Here is a 15,163-nt window from a genome sequence, read left to right on the forward strand (position 1 = left end):
GAACGGTTTGGTTCGGTCAAAATGACATTATTTTGCCTTTTCGACCTGGGGCTGTTCGTTCCGGAAGACTACGACTCCGTCAAAAACATCCACCAATACAGGGGAGGTCCGGTCTACATCGCCAGATAATATCTTCTTACTCAACTGGTTAACAATCTCTTTCTGGATCAGCCGCTTCAGCGGCCGGGCGCCGAACTGCGGGTCGAACCCGTTCTCGGCGAGATAATCGATGGCATAGTCGCTGAATTGCAGGTTGATGCCATTCTTTGCCACCAGCTTTTGGAGACCGTCCAGCTGGATGCGGATAATCCCCCGGATCTCGCTCCGCAGCAGGGGCTGGAACAGGATGATCTCGTCGATCCGGTTCAGGAATTCAGGCCGGATGGTCTGCCGGAGCAGATCGGTCACTTCCAGCCGGGTCTTTTCCATGACGTCCTCGCGGTTGCGTTCGGTCACGTTCTCGAAATTGGCCTGGATGATCTGGCTGCCCATATTGCTGGTCATGATGATGATCGTATTCTTGAAATTGACGACCCTGCCCTTGTTGTCGGTCAGCCGTCCGTCGTCGAGCACCTGCAGCAGGATGTTGAAAACATCCGGGTGCGCCTTCTCGATCTCATCCAGCAGGACCACCGAATACGGTTTGCGCCGTACGGCCTCGGTCAGCTGGCCGCCTTCATCATAGCCCACATATCCCGGAGGTGCGCCGACCAGCCGGCTCACGGAATGTTTCTCCTGGTATTCGCTCATATCGATGCGGGTGATCATGCCTTCGTCGTCAAAAAGATAGTCCGCAAGCGCCTTGGCCAGCTCGGTCTTACCGACCCCGGTGGTACCCAAAAAGATAAACGAGCCGATCGGACGCTTCGGGTCCTGCAGACCCGCGCGGCTCCTGCGGATGGCGTCGGCTACCGCCGTTATCGCTTCATCCTGGCCTACTACCCGCTTGTGTAATTCATCTTCGAGGTTGAGCAGTTTTTCCTTTTCGCTCTGCAGCATCTTCGAGATCGGGATGCCGGTGGCCTTGGCTACGGCCTCCGCGATATCTTCCGCGTCGACCTCTTCCTTCATCAGGCGGGAACCCGCGTTGATGGCAGAAAGCTTCGCCGACTCAACTTCGATGACCCTCTCCTGTTCTTTGATCTTCCCATAGCGGATCTCCGCTACCTGGCCATACTGTCCTTCGCGTTCGGCCTTCTCGGCGGCGAGTTTCAGGTTCTCGATCTCCGCCTTGGCGTTCTGCACTTTTTCGACCAGTTCTTTTTCCTGTTTCCATTTTGCTTTCAACGTATCTCTTTCCACGCTCAGGTTGCCGATCTCGGCGCTCAGTTCGCGGAGTTTCTCTTCATCCCGTTCGCGCTTGATGGCTTCCCGCTCGATCTCGAGCTGGCGGATCTGCCGTTCCAGTCTGTCCAGCTCTTCCGGCATGGAATTCATCTCCAGCCGGAGCTTGGCGGCGCTTTCATCGATCAGGTCGATAGCCTTATCGGGCAGGAACCTGTCGGTGATATACCGATGGGAAAGCTCCACGGCGGCAATGATGGCCTCGTCCTTGATCCGTACATGATGGTGCATCTCGTACCTGTCCTTCAATCCACGCAGGATAGAGATGGCGTCGTCCACGCTCGGCTCGTCGATCATTACTTTCTGGAACCGGCGTTCGAGCGCCTTATCTTTTTCAAAGAATTTCTGATATTCATTCAGGGTAGTCGCACCAATAGCCCGGAGTTCGCCACGAGCCAGGGCCGGCTTGAGGATATTGGCGGCGTCCATCGCTCCCTCACCGCCACCGGCGCCTACCAGCGTATGGATCTCGTCGATGAAGAGAACGATCTCACCGTCGCTGCCGGCGACCTCTTTAACGACGCTTTTCAGGCGTTCTTCAAACTCCCCCTTGTATTTGGCGCCGGCGATCAGCTGCCCCATGTCGAGGGCATAGATGATCTTCGACCGGAGGTTCTCCGGCACGTCGCCGTTGATGATCCGGTGAGCCAGGCCTTCGGCAATGGCCGTCTTCCCCACACCGGGTTCCCCGACAAGTATTGGGTTGTTCTTGCTCCGGCGGGAAAGGATATGCAGCGTGCGCCGGATCTCTTCGTCCCGGCCGATCACCGGGTCGAGCTTACCCTGGCGGGCCAGCTCATTCAGGTTCTTGGCATATTTATTAAGCGCGTTAAAGGTCGATTCGGTGGTTTGGCTACTGACAGTCGAACCCTTCCGGAGATCCTTTATCGCGGCTACCAGTCCTTTTTCGGTGAGACCCGCGTCCTTGAGCAGCTTGGCGGTATTATCGTTACCCTGTATCATGCCCAGCAAAAGATGCTCGACACTGACGAATTCGTCGCCGAATTGCTTTAAGTCGCTTCCGGCTCTTAAGATCACGTTGTTCAATTCCCGGCTGATCGCCTGCGCCGGTTCTCCCCCACTCACTTTGGGCATTTTTTGGATGGTTTCGTCCAATTTGCTCTCCACAAAGGCCACGTTCACGTTATTCTTCTTGAGCAGGAACTCCACCAGGGAATCGTCTTCGCTCAGCAACGCCTTCAGCAGATGTTCCGTATCTATGGTTGGGTTTGAACCGTCGAAAGCCAGCTGTTGAGACCTTGCGACAGCCTCCTGTGCTTTGATTGTAAAATTGTTCAGGTTCATAGTTTTATATGGTTTTCCTTTTATAACTAATAAATAGTAAACTTGTGTCGCAAAATTTACACCACGACCTCAATCCAGCTATTATGTCATACAAAGCCCCGTTAAACTGCCGACGGTTCAGTTTGTTCGCGATCCTCCTGCTAATCTGTCTGCATGGTCTTGCCCAATCTAACTTCGACGCTGTCGATCAGCTACTTAAACAAAACCAAAAGGCCTTTGGCGGAGGATATGTGATGCTGGTGGTGAAGGACGGGAAGGTACTCTATCAGAAGCAGGGGAACCCCGATTTCACGGCCAAGACCCCGGCCAATATCTATGGAGCGGCCAACTGGATGACGGCCGCCCTGGTGATGACCTTCGTCGACGAAGGCAAGCTCTCCCTGGACGACAAGATCACTCAATACATCCCGCTGTTCGGGAAATATATGAAGGGGTATATCACGATCCGGAACTGCCTGACGAATACCACCGGGATCAAGACCGAAACAAGCGTTACCAGCGTACTCTCGAAGCAAAAGTTCGAGACGCTGGAGGACATGGTCAACAGCTACGCCAACAAGCACGATATCGCCGCCAACCCCAGCACGGAGTTCTTTTACAGCAATCTCGGACCCAATATCGCCGCACGGGTGCTGGAGATCGTTTCCAAAAAATCCTTCGAGCGGCTGATCCGCGAACGGATCACGGGCCCGCTGAAGATGCGGGGCACCAACTTCGCCAACCTGGAAGGCGGCGGAACCAATCCTTCCGGCGGGGCACAGTCCACGGCCAATGATTATATCAACTTCCTGACCATGCTGCTGAATAAGGGCACGTTCGAAGGAAAACGCATCCTGAGCGAAAAGGCGGTGGAGGAAATGGAGAAATCCCAGTTCCCCGATCTGCCCATCAAGTATCTTCCCAGGGAACTGACGGGCGCACATTTCGGACTGGGGGAATTCATCACCGGCGCCAATGCCTCCGGCGGCAGCGCGATCCTCGCCTGTCCCAACCTGTTAGGAACGGCCGCCTTTATCGACAATTGCCGGGGCTATGCGGCAGTTCTTATCGCGGAAAAACCTAATGAAGAAAAGAAACCGCTTTACCAAAGCCTCGTGAACCTGGTTGGTGAAGCGGTCGGCGGCGGATGCCAGTAGCCTACGCAGTGAACAGCGCCGATGTTCGTGGCGCCAACGCTATTCTTTCTTTACGAGCACCACTTTTTGGTGGTCGGCCTGGTATAGCTGCTCATAAAATCGTACCAGCGCGGCGTAGTCCGCCGGAGGATACCGGTTCGCCGACTCCTGGAGGTACCGGTAATAGATCAATTTATCGTTTACAAATTTCACGGAAGAGGAATAGCGCCCGAATTTCCCGTCTACCGCCACGTCTTTCGGCATGGCCTCGGGCTGATAGCCTGTAGGCACCGCAATTTCCACGCTGTCCACATCGGTGTACGAACGGTTGGAAATGTAATCGTATTTGCGGGTACTGTCAGCCGGCAGACGTTTGCCGCTGCGATCAAAGACATTGGGCAGGATAAACAGCCTTTTTCCCGATACCGCCGCATAATTGGAGGCTACTACGTGTAATTCCTCCCGGACGACCGGCTTCGGTCCCTTTTCTTCCTGGTACTGACTTTTATCCACCTTGTACGTAGGAAGGGAGAAAAGGGAATTGAGGTATTTTTCCCGCCTGTCGGCCGACATATCCTCGATCATGGCTTGGGGCACATCCTGCCGGATACAACGGTAGAACGTATTCACGTCGGCATCGAGATTACCCTCGCCGTCTACCTTCGCGTGGATGGTCCGGCTCTGTAAATTGTCGTCCGCGGTATAAGCCGGTGTCCTGACGATATGCGCGCCGTCCTCATCGATCAATATCGCCTTTCGGTTATCGGTGAATGTGCCCATATACCCGGCCGGTACGGTTTGGTCGGTGCATTCCAGCCAGATGCTGTCCTTGCCCATCGGAACGCAGGTGATGATATGATTGGACTGGAAAGAGGGGAATTCCTCGATCATCGGCGGCTGATCGGCGCCGGCCCTGATCTCCACGTACCTTGCCGGTATCCCGGCTTCCTTGAGCAGGGCCACCATAAAATTGGATAGCGCCTTACAGTCACCATATTTCTTTGTCGCGACGTACTCGGCCGGAAAGGGCTGCCATCCGCCGATTCCCAGCGAGAGGTTCATATAGTGAGTATTCTGCTGCAGGTAATGGTACAGGGCATAGACTTTCCGGCGTACGTCGGAAATCGTATCGACCATCGAATGCACCCGCTGACGAAGATTTTCGGGAAGGACATCACGCCCTTCCCGCAGTTTGGCAATGAACTTACCGTAGTCCTGCCAGGTCGACATATTCCCCTTATAGCCCTGGGCCTCGAAATCGGAAGGGGCGATGAGCACATATGGCACCATTTCCCGCCAGCGCGGGCCGGAAGTTTCCGTAAACCGCGCGCGGAGATTGGCGGATTCCCAGGTGTACATCTTCTTATCGCCGGTTTCGGTGATCACCGGTGGCGGCGCCCCATTCATCAGCCTGTATCTTACGGTATAGTCCTTTGGAGCTATGATGACATACTTGCTGTGCTGGGTCGATATTCCGGAATTGAGCAATGGCAGCCACTCATTGAAGTGCAGGATGCCGGTCCATTCATCCTCCTCCTGGTAATCCACAGTGTAAGGATAGGTCCGGCAGTAGAAATTGTATTCCAGGTAACGGCTGTCGGAGGCAAGGCTCATGTCATCGACGTAGCTCTTGTCCTGCATATCCTTCCGTTTCGCCTTGCGAACCTGCTTTCCCAGGCTATCATAAAGAAAACCCGATATTTCGCTGATGCTGTTGAATTTTCCATAGGATGATTCGTATCCGCCCAGGTTATCGCCGCCGGCGCTGAGGATAGTATATACGTTGTGCTCCTTTTCAACCGCCTTCCCGGTGGACTTGATCTCCAGGATGGTTTCCGACTCCCGGATCACGGCCCGCGCGCCCTTGCGCAAAGAGTCGGGGATCAGCGCAGCAGCATAATTCTGCGCCTGGGTAATAAGAGGTACGATGGCGCAAAGACAATAGAGGATATTTCTCATGCTTTTTTCTTTTTTAACACGATCTGCTCGCTTTCCTTTTTCACGATATAGCCAAAGAATTCCCGCAGGCTGGCGTAATCCTCCGGTTTGTAATTTGCTTTTGCGAGCTTGACCCGGCTTCGGAACTGTATATTGTCCCCGCTTTTCACAATCAGGTATTCAAAGAACCCTTCATCTTCGTTATAGGAAACCTTGGCGGACTTGGGTAATTCATCGATCAGGTAGCCATCCGGAATTTCCATGGTCAGCGTAAAAGTCTCATCCATCGCATGGGACATTTCGACCGGATACTTTCGTTCGGCCGCCTTGAAGGGATTTTCCTTCAATTCATTGCCCATCATCGGATTGATATATAAAATGTCTGCGTCCTTCTCGGGCGTGATGCTGATATCATAGGATATCGCCAGGGGATCGTCGGGCCGTTGAAGCGAATCGATCTCCAGATTACTCACGGAGGTCTCGCCCTGGTGTGCCGCCTGTAATCCTTTCAGAAATTCGTCCATACCGGATTTCTTCATTTGTTGGCGAATCGCGCAAGCTTCTTCATAGCCGGGCGTTGTCTGGAGCCTCCCCGTCAGCCCTCCCTTGTCATCCTTGTTGAGAATCAGCAGCGTCATTTTGTTCTCCATCAAGTTATCGGCGTCGAGGGAAACCGCGGAGGGGTTCTCTTTGTTCAGCACCCGCGCATAACCATTGTAGCATCTCCCCGGCAGTTTTCCGAAGCCTAACCAGGGTTCGCTGGCATCCAGGTGATACAGGGAAGAATCGATCATGACCTGGCTGATCACATAGTTGAACCGGCTCAGCAACGGATACAGTTCGTTTGGAAATCCATTGGCCCGGGTGCTCAGGATCACCGGGTCTGCCTTGATCTTGATATGATCCAGCATTGCCGTAAGCAACAGATTGATCTCGGCTTCGCTTCCTGCCTTATTCTTGTAGACTGTCCGGATGCTATTGTCCGTATACAACCGGTTATGAGCTGTACAATTGAAATTATCGCGGATGAAATTATATATTTTCCGCGCCTTTTCGAGTTGAGTGGTGGCGCCCTTTGTGATCCCCGCCAGTTCTTCATCCATCCAGCCGTTATTGCGGTCGAGATCGGCTCCAAAATCATCCGCTTTCATCAATTCCTCGCTCACACTGCTCCAGTTGCCCATGATGTTCTTTGTATAGCCGTTGGGGAAACTGTATCTCGAAAGCTGGAATTCCACCCGCGCGACATAATTCGATATCGACGTGGTGAAGGGCTCTGGCTTGAGCGCCGGAACATTCTTTATGACCCAGCGATGGGTAACGACATTGTCATCGAAGTTGTTTTGCTCGCTTCTCTCCGCCCCACCCGGAATGGTCAGCCGAAAGGTAACATTGCGGGTATCCGTGGTGTTGATAGTAAACGGCACGAAACCGTGCCCGAGGGTAACATACTGAAAAAAGTTCGGCATGTCGACCTGGTATTCGCTCCAGAGACATGGAAATTCCCGCTGGAAGGCCCAGGGCTGCAGGTTGAAAAGGAATGGGGACGTCTGAGTGTAGCTGTATTCGATGATCGAACCTTCCTTGACGCCGGGCAATGAAAATTTCTTTATCGTATGATTCTTGTCCAGTTGAGTAGTGAAGACCGACTTGTCGTCCATCTTCGTTTCGACGACCTTCCCGTCCTCGAGATTATACGTCGCCGCCCGAAGATTCTCAAGCTTTTCTGCGTCCCGGCCGCTGATATAAAGAGGGATCTCGATCGTCGCGGCTTCCAGGGCCTCTTTTTTCAGAATCTTCATCCTGCAACTATGTCTGAAAATAAGCGTGAACCATCCCTGGGTATTCCCTTCAAAGGATGAAGTGCCGAAATCGGCAACGCAGATTGCGGCGGGAGCCGAGTCCAACGCGTTTGCCGTTACGGCGAAATCCTGTGGAGTTACTTTTCCGAATTTTACCGGGATCTTATCCTGCGCAAATGCGGCCTGCGCCAGGATAAGAAGAGATGCCGCAACGGCAAGGCGGGATGGAGGGGTCTTGGCCATAATGGATGGTATAAGTAGTTGGATATTACTTCTTTTTGAGGACGATCTGCTCATTCTCCTTCTTCACGACGAAACCGAAGAAATCCCGGAGGGAACTATAGTCCTCCGGCTGAAAGGTGGCGCGATTCAGTTTTAACCGGGCGCGGAGCTGCAGTTGGTCACCGGTTTGCTGTACCAGGTATTCGAAGGATCCCTGATCGCCGTTATACATCACACGCGTCGATTTTGGCACTTCTTCGACGGCAAAGCCTTCGGGGAGTTGCATCGAAAGGATATAGGTTTCGTCGATGACGTAGGGCATCTCCACGGGGTATTTCCTATCGGCGGCGGCAAAGGGGTTCTCGTGCCAGCCGCCACCCAAAATAGGATTGATATAGAGGGTCCCCGCGTCTGCAGACGTCTTCATTTCAAAATCATAGTGGATCTTGACGGGATCTTCCGGGCGATCGATCGAGTCGATGCCTGGATTACTGATTGCGCCGTCCTCCCCCCAGGCCGTCTGGATATTCTTGAAATAACTCTCCACGCCGCTCTCGGCGATCTTTATGCGGGTCTGATACGATTCCTCTTTCCCCAGCGTGGATTGCCAGGTCCCTTCAAGGCCTTTGTCGGTGCCCGAAAGCATCACGACCGTGAACTTGCTTTCCTTTAACGAATCCGCCCAGAACCAGAGCGAAGCCGAGTCCTCCTTACTGATGACACGCGCATGACCGTTATAGCAGGCTCCGGCTAGTTGACCAAAGCCAAGCTGCGGGTAAGCTGCGTCCAGGTAGAAGGTCCGGCCATCGATGCGAAGCTGAGCGACGACGTAATTCAGCTTTTGAAGTATCGGGTAGCTCGACAGGTTGAACCCATGATCCCGCGTACTGAGCAGGACCGGGTCGACGGTCATTCCCTTTCGGCGAAGCATTGCCACGAGCAACAGGTTGATATCTCCTACGGTGCCGCTGCTTTTTTTCACCACGTCGTGGAGATTGGTCCGGACATGGAAGTCATAATGATTCGTACAGGTAAAATGCCGGCTGACGTAATAATAGATCGCCCTCGCCTGTTCCAGGGGCGTGAGGGTTCCAGGCGCGACCTTATCCAGCGTAACGTCCATCCAGCTATTGTCCGCGCTGATCGCCCCGCCGAAGTCTTCCCGATTGAGAAGTTCCTCGGTGGCCTTGGCCCAGGTATTCGTGGTAGGATGTACTTCTTCGCCGCCGTTCCATCCGGACAGTTGGAAACTGATCTTATCGATATAATTATCGGCTGTGGTCAAAAAACGTTCGGATCCAAATGCCGGCAAGTCCTTCATCGTCCACTCGTGCTTTACCGTAGTCGCGCTGACTGTGAGGGACTGGTCCGTACCTCCGAGGGAGGCCTCCGATTTTTGTGTCACCAGGTAATTGATATGGCCCTCACTGCCTTTATCGACCGCATAAGGGTGCACTCCCTGACGCACGAGTACATAAAGCATCGTCTGGGGAATCTCAACCTGGAGATCGCTGTAGAGACAGGGATAGTCTTCCCACTGGAATTCCCAACTGGGCAACTGGTCGTATGGCGATGTCAGCCGATAGGAATATTCTATGATCGATCCCTCCTTCACCCCGGGAATGGAGAACTTTATTTTCGAATATTGCTTGTTCACCCGTTCCTCAAAGATGTCTTTCGATTCCAGTTTTGTCTCCGTCACCTGGCCATTCTCCAGGTTATAGGCGGAGGCCTTGACATCGGTCAGTTTTTCCGGATTTTCATCGGGAGCGTAGAATTCGACCGCCACGGTAGCCAGAGCAAGCGCGCTCTTATTGAGTATTTTTATCCGGGTATGCCGTTGGTACACATGGGAGAACCAACCCACTTTGTTCCCGACAAAATTAATGAACCCCTGATCCGAAAGGATGATGGCGCTTGCATTGGCGGCGACGATGGAGGGGGCATTGGTTGCGGAAAAATCCTCGGGACCGATCTTTCCCCATGTATCCTTAGCTTTGCCCTGGGCATGGCAAATCGTGTACAAAAGACATAGGCAAAGGATCGATAGTATACGGTTAAAGGGTTTCAGGCCGGTCATAAGACGTTAGGTTAGGGGATAGACTCACCCAAAGTAATTAAATTACTTATATTAACAACGCTCCGAGAAGGTAAAAATATATTCGTTTGGCGAAAAAAGACTATACATACCTGATAAAAAACTGGAGCCAGGACCTGGGATTCCTCCATTGTGGCATCGCCAGGGCCGTTCCGCTGGACGAGGATGCGCGCAAATTGGAGGCGTGGCTCCGGCAGGGGATGCAAGGGACCATGCAGTATATGGAGAATCATTTCGATCTGCGGATCGACCCCTCCCGGCTTGTCCCGGGGGCCAAATCGGTGATCACCCTGCTGATGAACTACTACCCCGCGGCCAAACAACGGCCGGATGCACCGCAGGTATCCAAATATGCGTATGGGAAGGACTACCATGAAGTTATCCGGGGCAAGCTGAAGGAGCTGCTGGTGAAGATGCGGGCGGAGATCGGAGAGGTCGATGGCCGGGGGTTCGTCGACAGCGCGCCGGTGTTGGAACGCAGCTGGGCGGTACGAAGCGGGTTGGGCTGGGTGGGCCGCAATGGGAACCTGCTGAACCGTCAGGCCGGTTCTTTCTTTTTTATCGCCACGCTGATCGTCGATCTCGAGCTGGAATACGATGCTCCTTTTGCCGGGGACTATTGCGGCACCTGCCGTCGTTGTATCGACGCCTGTCCAACCCAGGCGATCCACGAGGACAAGATAGTAGACGGCAGCCGGTGCATCTCGTATTACACCATCGAGCTGAAGGAACTACTGATCCCGGACTCGATGAAAGGCAAATTTGGGAACTGGATGTTTGGCTGCGATACCTGCCAGGACGTCTGTCCGTGGAACCGGTTCAGCAAGGCTTCGACGGAAATCGCGTTCGAGCCCATCCCGGCGATATTGAACTTCAGTACCGCGGACTGGGAGGAACTGACCGAAGAGGGATTCCGGGAACTCTTCCGCCATTCGGCGATCAAGCGAGCCCGTTATGCCGGGCTGCGGCGCAATCTGAATTTTCTGGACACTTCTATTTCCGGCCGGGAATAACTACGATCCGGAGGCCTCCGTAAAGGAAGTGCTGGTCGCCCTGGCTATGGTTGTTCACCAACGGCGTCACCCCATATTCCACCTGTGGGCCGGCCATGATACGGATCCCGTGGAAGGGCAGCCCGACCATCAGCGCCGAGGAGACATTGAACTGCGTCTTCTCCAGCACGCTGGGGTCTTTGTAATATACCCCCGAATGGGCGTTATAGAACAGGGCATCCGAGCCCATCAGCCGGGAGAGCGAGACGCCGCCTTCGAGGAACAGCGGCAGCAGATGGCTTTTATTCAGCTGGTATTGCACGTTGACGGGAAGTTCCAGGAAATAGTAATGGTTGGTGAATACTTGCCGGTCGCCGGCGATAAAGGCCGTGGACGTCTGCGCCGCCGCGCTGACGGTCGGTACGATCAGCGAGGCCGCTGCGGGAACATAAGTGCTCACCTGCTGGCCGATGGTGATGCGGGTGGAGTAGTAGTGCAGGTTCATCCCAAGATTGACCGACCAGCGGCGCGAAAGGGGTTTCTGCAGATAGATGCCTGCCGTAAAAGAGGCGTCTGGCCGGATATCGGAGACATAGGACTTGCTCGGAGCCGCGTTGGCGGTAGTGATGTTGTACAGGTTGGCGCTGAGCGACTGGTCCTGCGCGCCGCCGGAGATGTTCAGCCGGTTGAGCCTCGAGACCCCGCCGCCGGCCGTAAATCCGGCTTCCCAGGGGCGTCTCGCTTTATCCAGGCGGCGCAGGGAGATGAGGCCTTTCTTTGTCGCGGTCGTTGCGGCCTTGATGGCGGCGGCGCTGCGCTGACCGGCCAGCACGGGTTGATAAAGATAGGGAGCGATGGTGGAGCTTGCGGTGGAGCTTGCGGTGGCGCTTGCGGCGGCCCTACTACTGGAAGTGGCGTCTTTCGGTGATGCGACAAGGTTAAGCGATCCATCGGCTTCGCCGGATGGGTCGGCATTGGCATGCCGATCGCCTTTTACAGCGCGGCCTGCAATGGATCTGCGGGTGTGATCGTTAGCAACGGCTCGGTCCTGGATGGCGTCGTGGTCGGAGGTACCGGAGGGAGTGGCGGCCGGTACGGTAGAAACCTTCGGCGACCCGGCGCCGGAGGTGTTTGCCGGAGACACGGAAGGAGCGGCAACGGTTGCAGGGCGCCGGGTAGCGGCAAAATAGGCAACGGATAGGAGACCGGCCAGCAGCATAGCCGGAAGCGCGAACCGCCAGAAAAAGAGACCACCACGGCGGCGTCGCTGACCGGCGACGGCTTTTTGTATGTTTGCCCACACCGACTCCGATGGAGCGAACTCCAGTCCCTCCATCTTTTGCCGCACTCCTTTTTCAAACTTAGGGTCGTACATAGGTCGTTTCATTTTGGTTAGAAGCTGAATACCTGTATATCCAGCTTATCAGCAGGGATCTCGCCCGCGCGTACTGCGACCGGGAGGTCCCCTCTTTAATGCCTAAAATCTTTCCTATCTCAACATGGCTATACCCCTCTATCGCATGCAGGTTGAATATAGCCTGGTAACCGGGAGGGAGCTGCCGGATCAGCTCCGCGAGCTCCTTGGTGCTGAGGGTGACCTCGGGATCGTCGTCCGATACCGGGTGCAGGTTTCCCTCGGTGAACAACAGATCGGTTTGATAGCGGCTGTGCTTTTTCAGATAATTGATGGCCGTGTTGATCATGATCCGGCGAATCCAGCCCCCCAGCTCGCCAGTAAAGGTGAACTGGTGCAAATTCTTGAAAACCATGATGAACGCTTCCTGTAAGACATCTTCCGCATCGACCATGGATTTCGTGTAGCGGTAACAGACCCCGAGCATCGTCCCGGCAAAATGCTCATAGAGCAGCTTTTGGGCAGCAGGATCCCCTCTAAGACAGTCTTTTACCAGCTGATGATAATCCATGTTCCGTTGTTGCGGTTGATGACAAATAAACCGGCGGGTTCGTTGCATCCCGGCGTATCTTTGCGCCCATGATGAACTCGTTGACGGACAGGGACAGACGCGTGATCTGGCATCCCTATACCCAGCATAAGGGATATCTCCCTCCCATTCCGGTTGTTAAGGGCAAAGATAGCTTGTTATTCGACGATCAGGGAAAGTCATATATCGATGCGGTCAGCAGCTGGTGGGTCACCATCCACGGACACGCCAACCCTTATATAGCGGAAAAGTTGTACCGGCAGGCCCTGCAGCTCGAGCAGGTGATCTTTACCGGGTTCACCCATGAGCCGGCCGTCACCCTTGCCGAACGGCTGCTGCCGCTACTGCCCGGTCCATTTAGTCGCGTCTTTTTTTCGGACAACGGGTCTACCGCCGTGGAAGTCGCCATCAAAATGGCGATCCAATTCTGGAGCAACCAGGATCGTCCCCGGCGCAAGGTGCTGGCTTTCCGCCATTCCTATCATGGGGACACGTTCGGCGCAATGAGCGTAAGCGAGCGCAGCGTATTCACCGATCCCTTTCGCGATTATCTTTTCGAACCGGTATTTATCGATACGCCTACCCGCGGGAACATCGGCGGGCTACGGAGGTTTTTACTGGACAATGGCCGTGACATCGCGGGATTCATCTATGAACCGCTGCTACAGGGCGCCGGCGGGATGCGGATGTATGAGGCCGGGTTGCTCGATGAGCTGCTCGACGCAGCCTCGGAGCAGGGCGTCCTCTGCATCGCCGACGAGGTGATGACCGGCTTCGGCCGGACGGGACGGCTTTTCGCCGGAGAATACCTCCGGCACAAGGCCGATATCATCTGCCTGAGCAAGGGGCTCACGGGCGGGACGATGGCGCTGGGCGTAACGGCGACGACCGAACGCCTCTTCGAAGCCTTTCTCAGCGATGACAAACGCAAGACCCTGTTCCATGGGCATTCCTTTACCGCCAATCCGCTGGCCTGCACCGCGGCCCTGGCCAGTCTCGACCTCGTAGAGCGGCCGGAATTCCTTGCCAACATCCGGCGCATCACGGAGCGGCATCAGGCATTTCTCGGAACCCTCCACTCCTACCCCATCGCCGGCAATCCCCGGGCGCTGGGAACGGTGCTGGCGTTCGAGATCATCACCGGCCGTGACGAATACATCAATGCCATCGCTCCGGCCATCACCCGGGATGCACTGGCGCAGGGGATCTATCTCCGTCCGCTGGGCAACACCGTGTATTTCATGCCGCCTTATTGCACCACCGAAAAAGAAATGGACCAGGTGTATGATTTCCTGGTCCATTGTCTGATCAAGTATTCGGCCCGGCCGGTTACATCTTGACGGGAACGCCGATCTCGACCGTATCCCAGGCAAGCGTGATCTTTCCGCCCTTGACGGCCATCGTGAGCTGCTCGACAGGTTTGGAAAGATTGGTGACGGGCACGTCGACCTTCACCACGTCCTGGTCGGCATGTTTGTCGTGGTCGGTCCCCCACATCTTCGTGTTGGAATTGAGGATCACGGTCCATTTGTCCTTCTCAGGAACGGCAAAAAACGAGTATTTACCCGCCTTTACGGCCTTGCCGCCAAAGGTCACATCCTTGTCGAATGTGATGATGGTAGGTTCATCGGCGCCGCAGCGGTAGGTCTTGCCGTAAGGAGCTACCGTCCCCCCGAAGATGACCCTTCCCTTCTTGTATGGGCGGCCATAGGTGATGGTGATGTCCTTCGCTTTTAAAGTGTCGTGCGGACTATTCGGATGGCTTGGCTGAGCATAGGAAACCGTAGCCCCGAACAAGATGGCAAACAAACATAGAATAGCATTACGTACTCGCATATGGTGGTTTTTTAAGTGACTATGTTGAGCGAGGGAGAAGGGACACTAAAGTTAACGGGATTTTTCCAAAAACAGCCGCAGGCTGTCCAAAGATTCTTCCATGACCGGTCCCAGCTTCCGGTCGTAGACGAAGGCGCCCAGCTTTTCCCATGGATACCAACGAAAATGGAGGTCGAACCACCACTGTACCGTTAGACTGTCCCGGTTCACCGACAGTACGTCGATCCCACCCCGGTAAGTTTTGCCGCCTGTCAGGTCCCATTGTAGTGCGATACCGTTAGTGTCGATAGCGGTCTCGGATATCTTCAGCTGGTCGGAAGAGAACCAGGCGCCGGCGCCGGACGAAGGCGAGGAATATTTACCGTTCGTCAATTGTGGGTTCCGTACGAACTGGTTCCATTTTCCCCAGCTTTGGAGATCGGCGATGGCCTGCAGGGTCGTTACCTTCCGGGTAGCGACATTGATGACCCGGGAGATGCGCAGGTCCGAGGGGAACAGCAGGGAAAGGGCCGTCAGCGCGATGAACAGGGTCACGACGCAGAAGACCAGGAATTTTATGATTCGCATA

The 15,163-nt window shown here is 54.7% G+C and carries 11 protein-coding genes; 3 read left to right on the forward strand and 8 right to left on the reverse strand.

Going from position 1 to position 15,163, the window contains the following annotated elements; genetic code table 11:
• Nucleotides 1-27 precede the first annotated feature (27 nt).
• A complete protein-coding gene (gene clpB / locus VHE34_RS15475) occupies nucleotides 28-2,649 on the reverse strand; it encodes an ATP-dependent chaperone ClpB (RefSeq protein ID WP_325589503.1) in 2,622 nt (873 codons plus the stop codon).
• 122 nt (nucleotides 2,650-2,771) lie between these two features.
• Between clpB and VHE34_RS15480 the strand changes: the two genes are divergently transcribed.
• A complete protein-coding gene (locus VHE34_RS15480; RefSeq protein WP_325589505.1) occupies nucleotides 2,772-3,785 on the forward strand; it encodes a serine hydrolase in 1,014 nt (337 codons plus the stop codon).
• Nucleotides 3,786-3,824: 39 nt separating this feature from the next.
• Here the strand turns inward: VHE34_RS15480 and VHE34_RS15485 are convergent, their stop codons facing one another.
• Genes VHE34_RS15485 through VHE34_RS15495 form a run of 3 tightly spaced genes read right to left on the reverse strand, consistent with a single transcriptional unit; the run spans nucleotide 3,825 to nucleotide 9,806 of the window.
• Complete coding sequence (locus VHE34_RS15485; protein WP_325589507.1) at nucleotides 3,825-5,723, reverse strand: DUF3857 domain-containing protein; 1,899 nt, start codon at nucleotides 5,721-5,723, stop codon at nucleotides 3,825-3,827.
• The gene (locus VHE34_RS15490) at nucleotides 5,720-7,747 is read right to left on the reverse strand and encodes a DUF3857 domain-containing protein (RefSeq protein WP_325589509.1); all 2,028 of its coding nucleotides are present in this window, start codon (nucleotides 7,745-7,747) and stop codon (nucleotides 5,720-5,722) included. Before VHE34_RS15490 ends, VHE34_RS15485 begins: the two co-directional genes overlap by 4 nt.
• A 25-nt stretch (nucleotides 7,748-7,772) precedes the next feature.
• Nucleotides 7,773-9,806 carry a DUF3857 domain-containing protein gene (locus VHE34_RS15495; RefSeq protein ID WP_325589511.1) on the reverse strand — a complete coding sequence of 678 codons (2,034 nt, stop codon included), beginning with the start codon at nucleotides 9,804-9,806 and terminating at the stop codon, nucleotides 7,773-7,775.
• An 86-nt stretch (nucleotides 9,807-9,892) separates the two neighbouring features.
• Here VHE34_RS15495 and queG point away from each other — a divergent pair, with 86 nt between their 5' ends.
• The gene (gene queG / locus VHE34_RS15500) at nucleotides 9,893-10,837 is read left to right on the forward strand and encodes a tRNA epoxyqueuosine(34) reductase QueG (protein WP_325589513.1); all 945 of its coding nucleotides are present in this window, start codon (nucleotides 9,893-9,895) and stop codon (nucleotides 10,835-10,837) included.
• Here the strand turns inward: queG and VHE34_RS15505 are convergent.
• The gene (locus tag VHE34_RS15505) at nucleotides 10,818-12,191 is read right to left on the reverse strand and encodes an outer membrane beta-barrel protein (protein ID WP_325589515.1); all 1,374 of its coding nucleotides are present in this window, start codon (nucleotides 12,189-12,191) and stop codon (nucleotides 10,818-10,820) included. The genes queG and VHE34_RS15505 overlap by 20 nt on opposite strands.
• A complete protein-coding gene (locus tag VHE34_RS15510) occupies nucleotides 12,178-12,789 on the reverse strand; it encodes an RNA polymerase sigma factor (protein WP_325589517.1) in 612 nt (203 codons plus the stop codon). Before VHE34_RS15510 ends, VHE34_RS15505 begins: the two co-directional genes overlap by 14 nt.
• Nucleotides 12,790-12,809: 20 nt before the next feature.
• Between VHE34_RS15510 and bioA the strand changes: the two genes are divergently transcribed.
• Entirely contained in the window at nucleotides 12,810-14,099 is a 1,290-nt protein-coding gene (gene bioA, locus VHE34_RS15515) for an adenosylmethionine--8-amino-7-oxononanoate transaminase (protein WP_325589519.1), read from the forward strand.
• Here the strand turns inward: bioA and VHE34_RS15520 are convergent.
• The gene (locus VHE34_RS15520; RefSeq protein ID WP_325589522.1) at nucleotides 14,089-14,595 is read right to left on the reverse strand and encodes a DUF2911 domain-containing protein; all 507 of its coding nucleotides are present in this window, start codon (nucleotides 14,593-14,595) and stop codon (nucleotides 14,089-14,091) included. The two genes, bioA and VHE34_RS15520, sit on opposite strands and share 11 nt — an antisense overlap.
• Before the next feature lie 51 nt (nucleotides 14,596-14,646).
• The gene (locus VHE34_RS15525) at nucleotides 14,647-15,162 is read right to left on the reverse strand and encodes an SRPBCC family protein (protein WP_325589524.1); all 516 of its coding nucleotides are present in this window, start codon (nucleotides 15,160-15,162) and stop codon (nucleotides 14,647-14,649) included.
• Nucleotide 15,163 lies beyond the last annotated feature (1 nt).

Origin of the sequence: Puia sp., assembly GCF_035546395.1 — a bacterium.
Lineage (GTDB): Bacteria > Bacteroidota > Bacteroidia > Chitinophagales > Chitinophagaceae > Puia.

Excerpts from the sequence above, each read along its gene's own strand:
- bioA (WP_325589519.1), top strand. The coding sequence starts at position 12,810 with ATGATGAACTCGTTGACGGACAGGGACAGACGCGTGATCTGGCATCCC.
- VHE34_RS15525 (WP_325589524.1), bottom strand. The coding sequence starts at position 15,162 with ATGCGAATCATAAAATTCCTGGTCTTCTGCGTCGTGACCCTGTTCATC.
- VHE34_RS15485 (WP_325589507.1), bottom strand. The coding sequence starts at position 5,723 with ATGAGAAATATCCTCTATTGTCTTTGCGCCATCGTACCTCTTATTACC.
- clpB (WP_325589503.1), bottom strand. The coding sequence starts at position 2,649 with ATGAACCTGAACAATTTTACAATCAAAGCACAGGAGGCTGTCGCAAGG.
- VHE34_RS15490 (WP_325589509.1), bottom strand. The coding sequence starts at position 7,747 with ATGGCCAAGACCCCTCCATCCCGCCTTGCCGTTGCGGCATCTCTTCTT.
- VHE34_RS15495 (WP_325589511.1), bottom strand. The coding sequence starts at position 9,806 with ATGACCGGCCTGAAACCCTTTAACCGTATACTATCGATCCTTTGCCTA.
- VHE34_RS15505 (WP_325589515.1), bottom strand. The coding sequence starts at position 12,191 with ATGTACGACCCTAAGTTTGAAAAAGGAGTGCGGCAAAAGATGGAGGGA.
- VHE34_RS15520 (WP_325589522.1), bottom strand. The coding sequence starts at position 14,595 with ATGCGAGTACGTAATGCTATTCTATGTTTGTTTGCCATCTTGTTCGGG.
- VHE34_RS15510 (WP_325589517.1), bottom strand. The coding sequence starts at position 12,789 with ATGCAACGAACCCGCCGGTTTATTTGTCATCAACCGCAACAACGGAAC.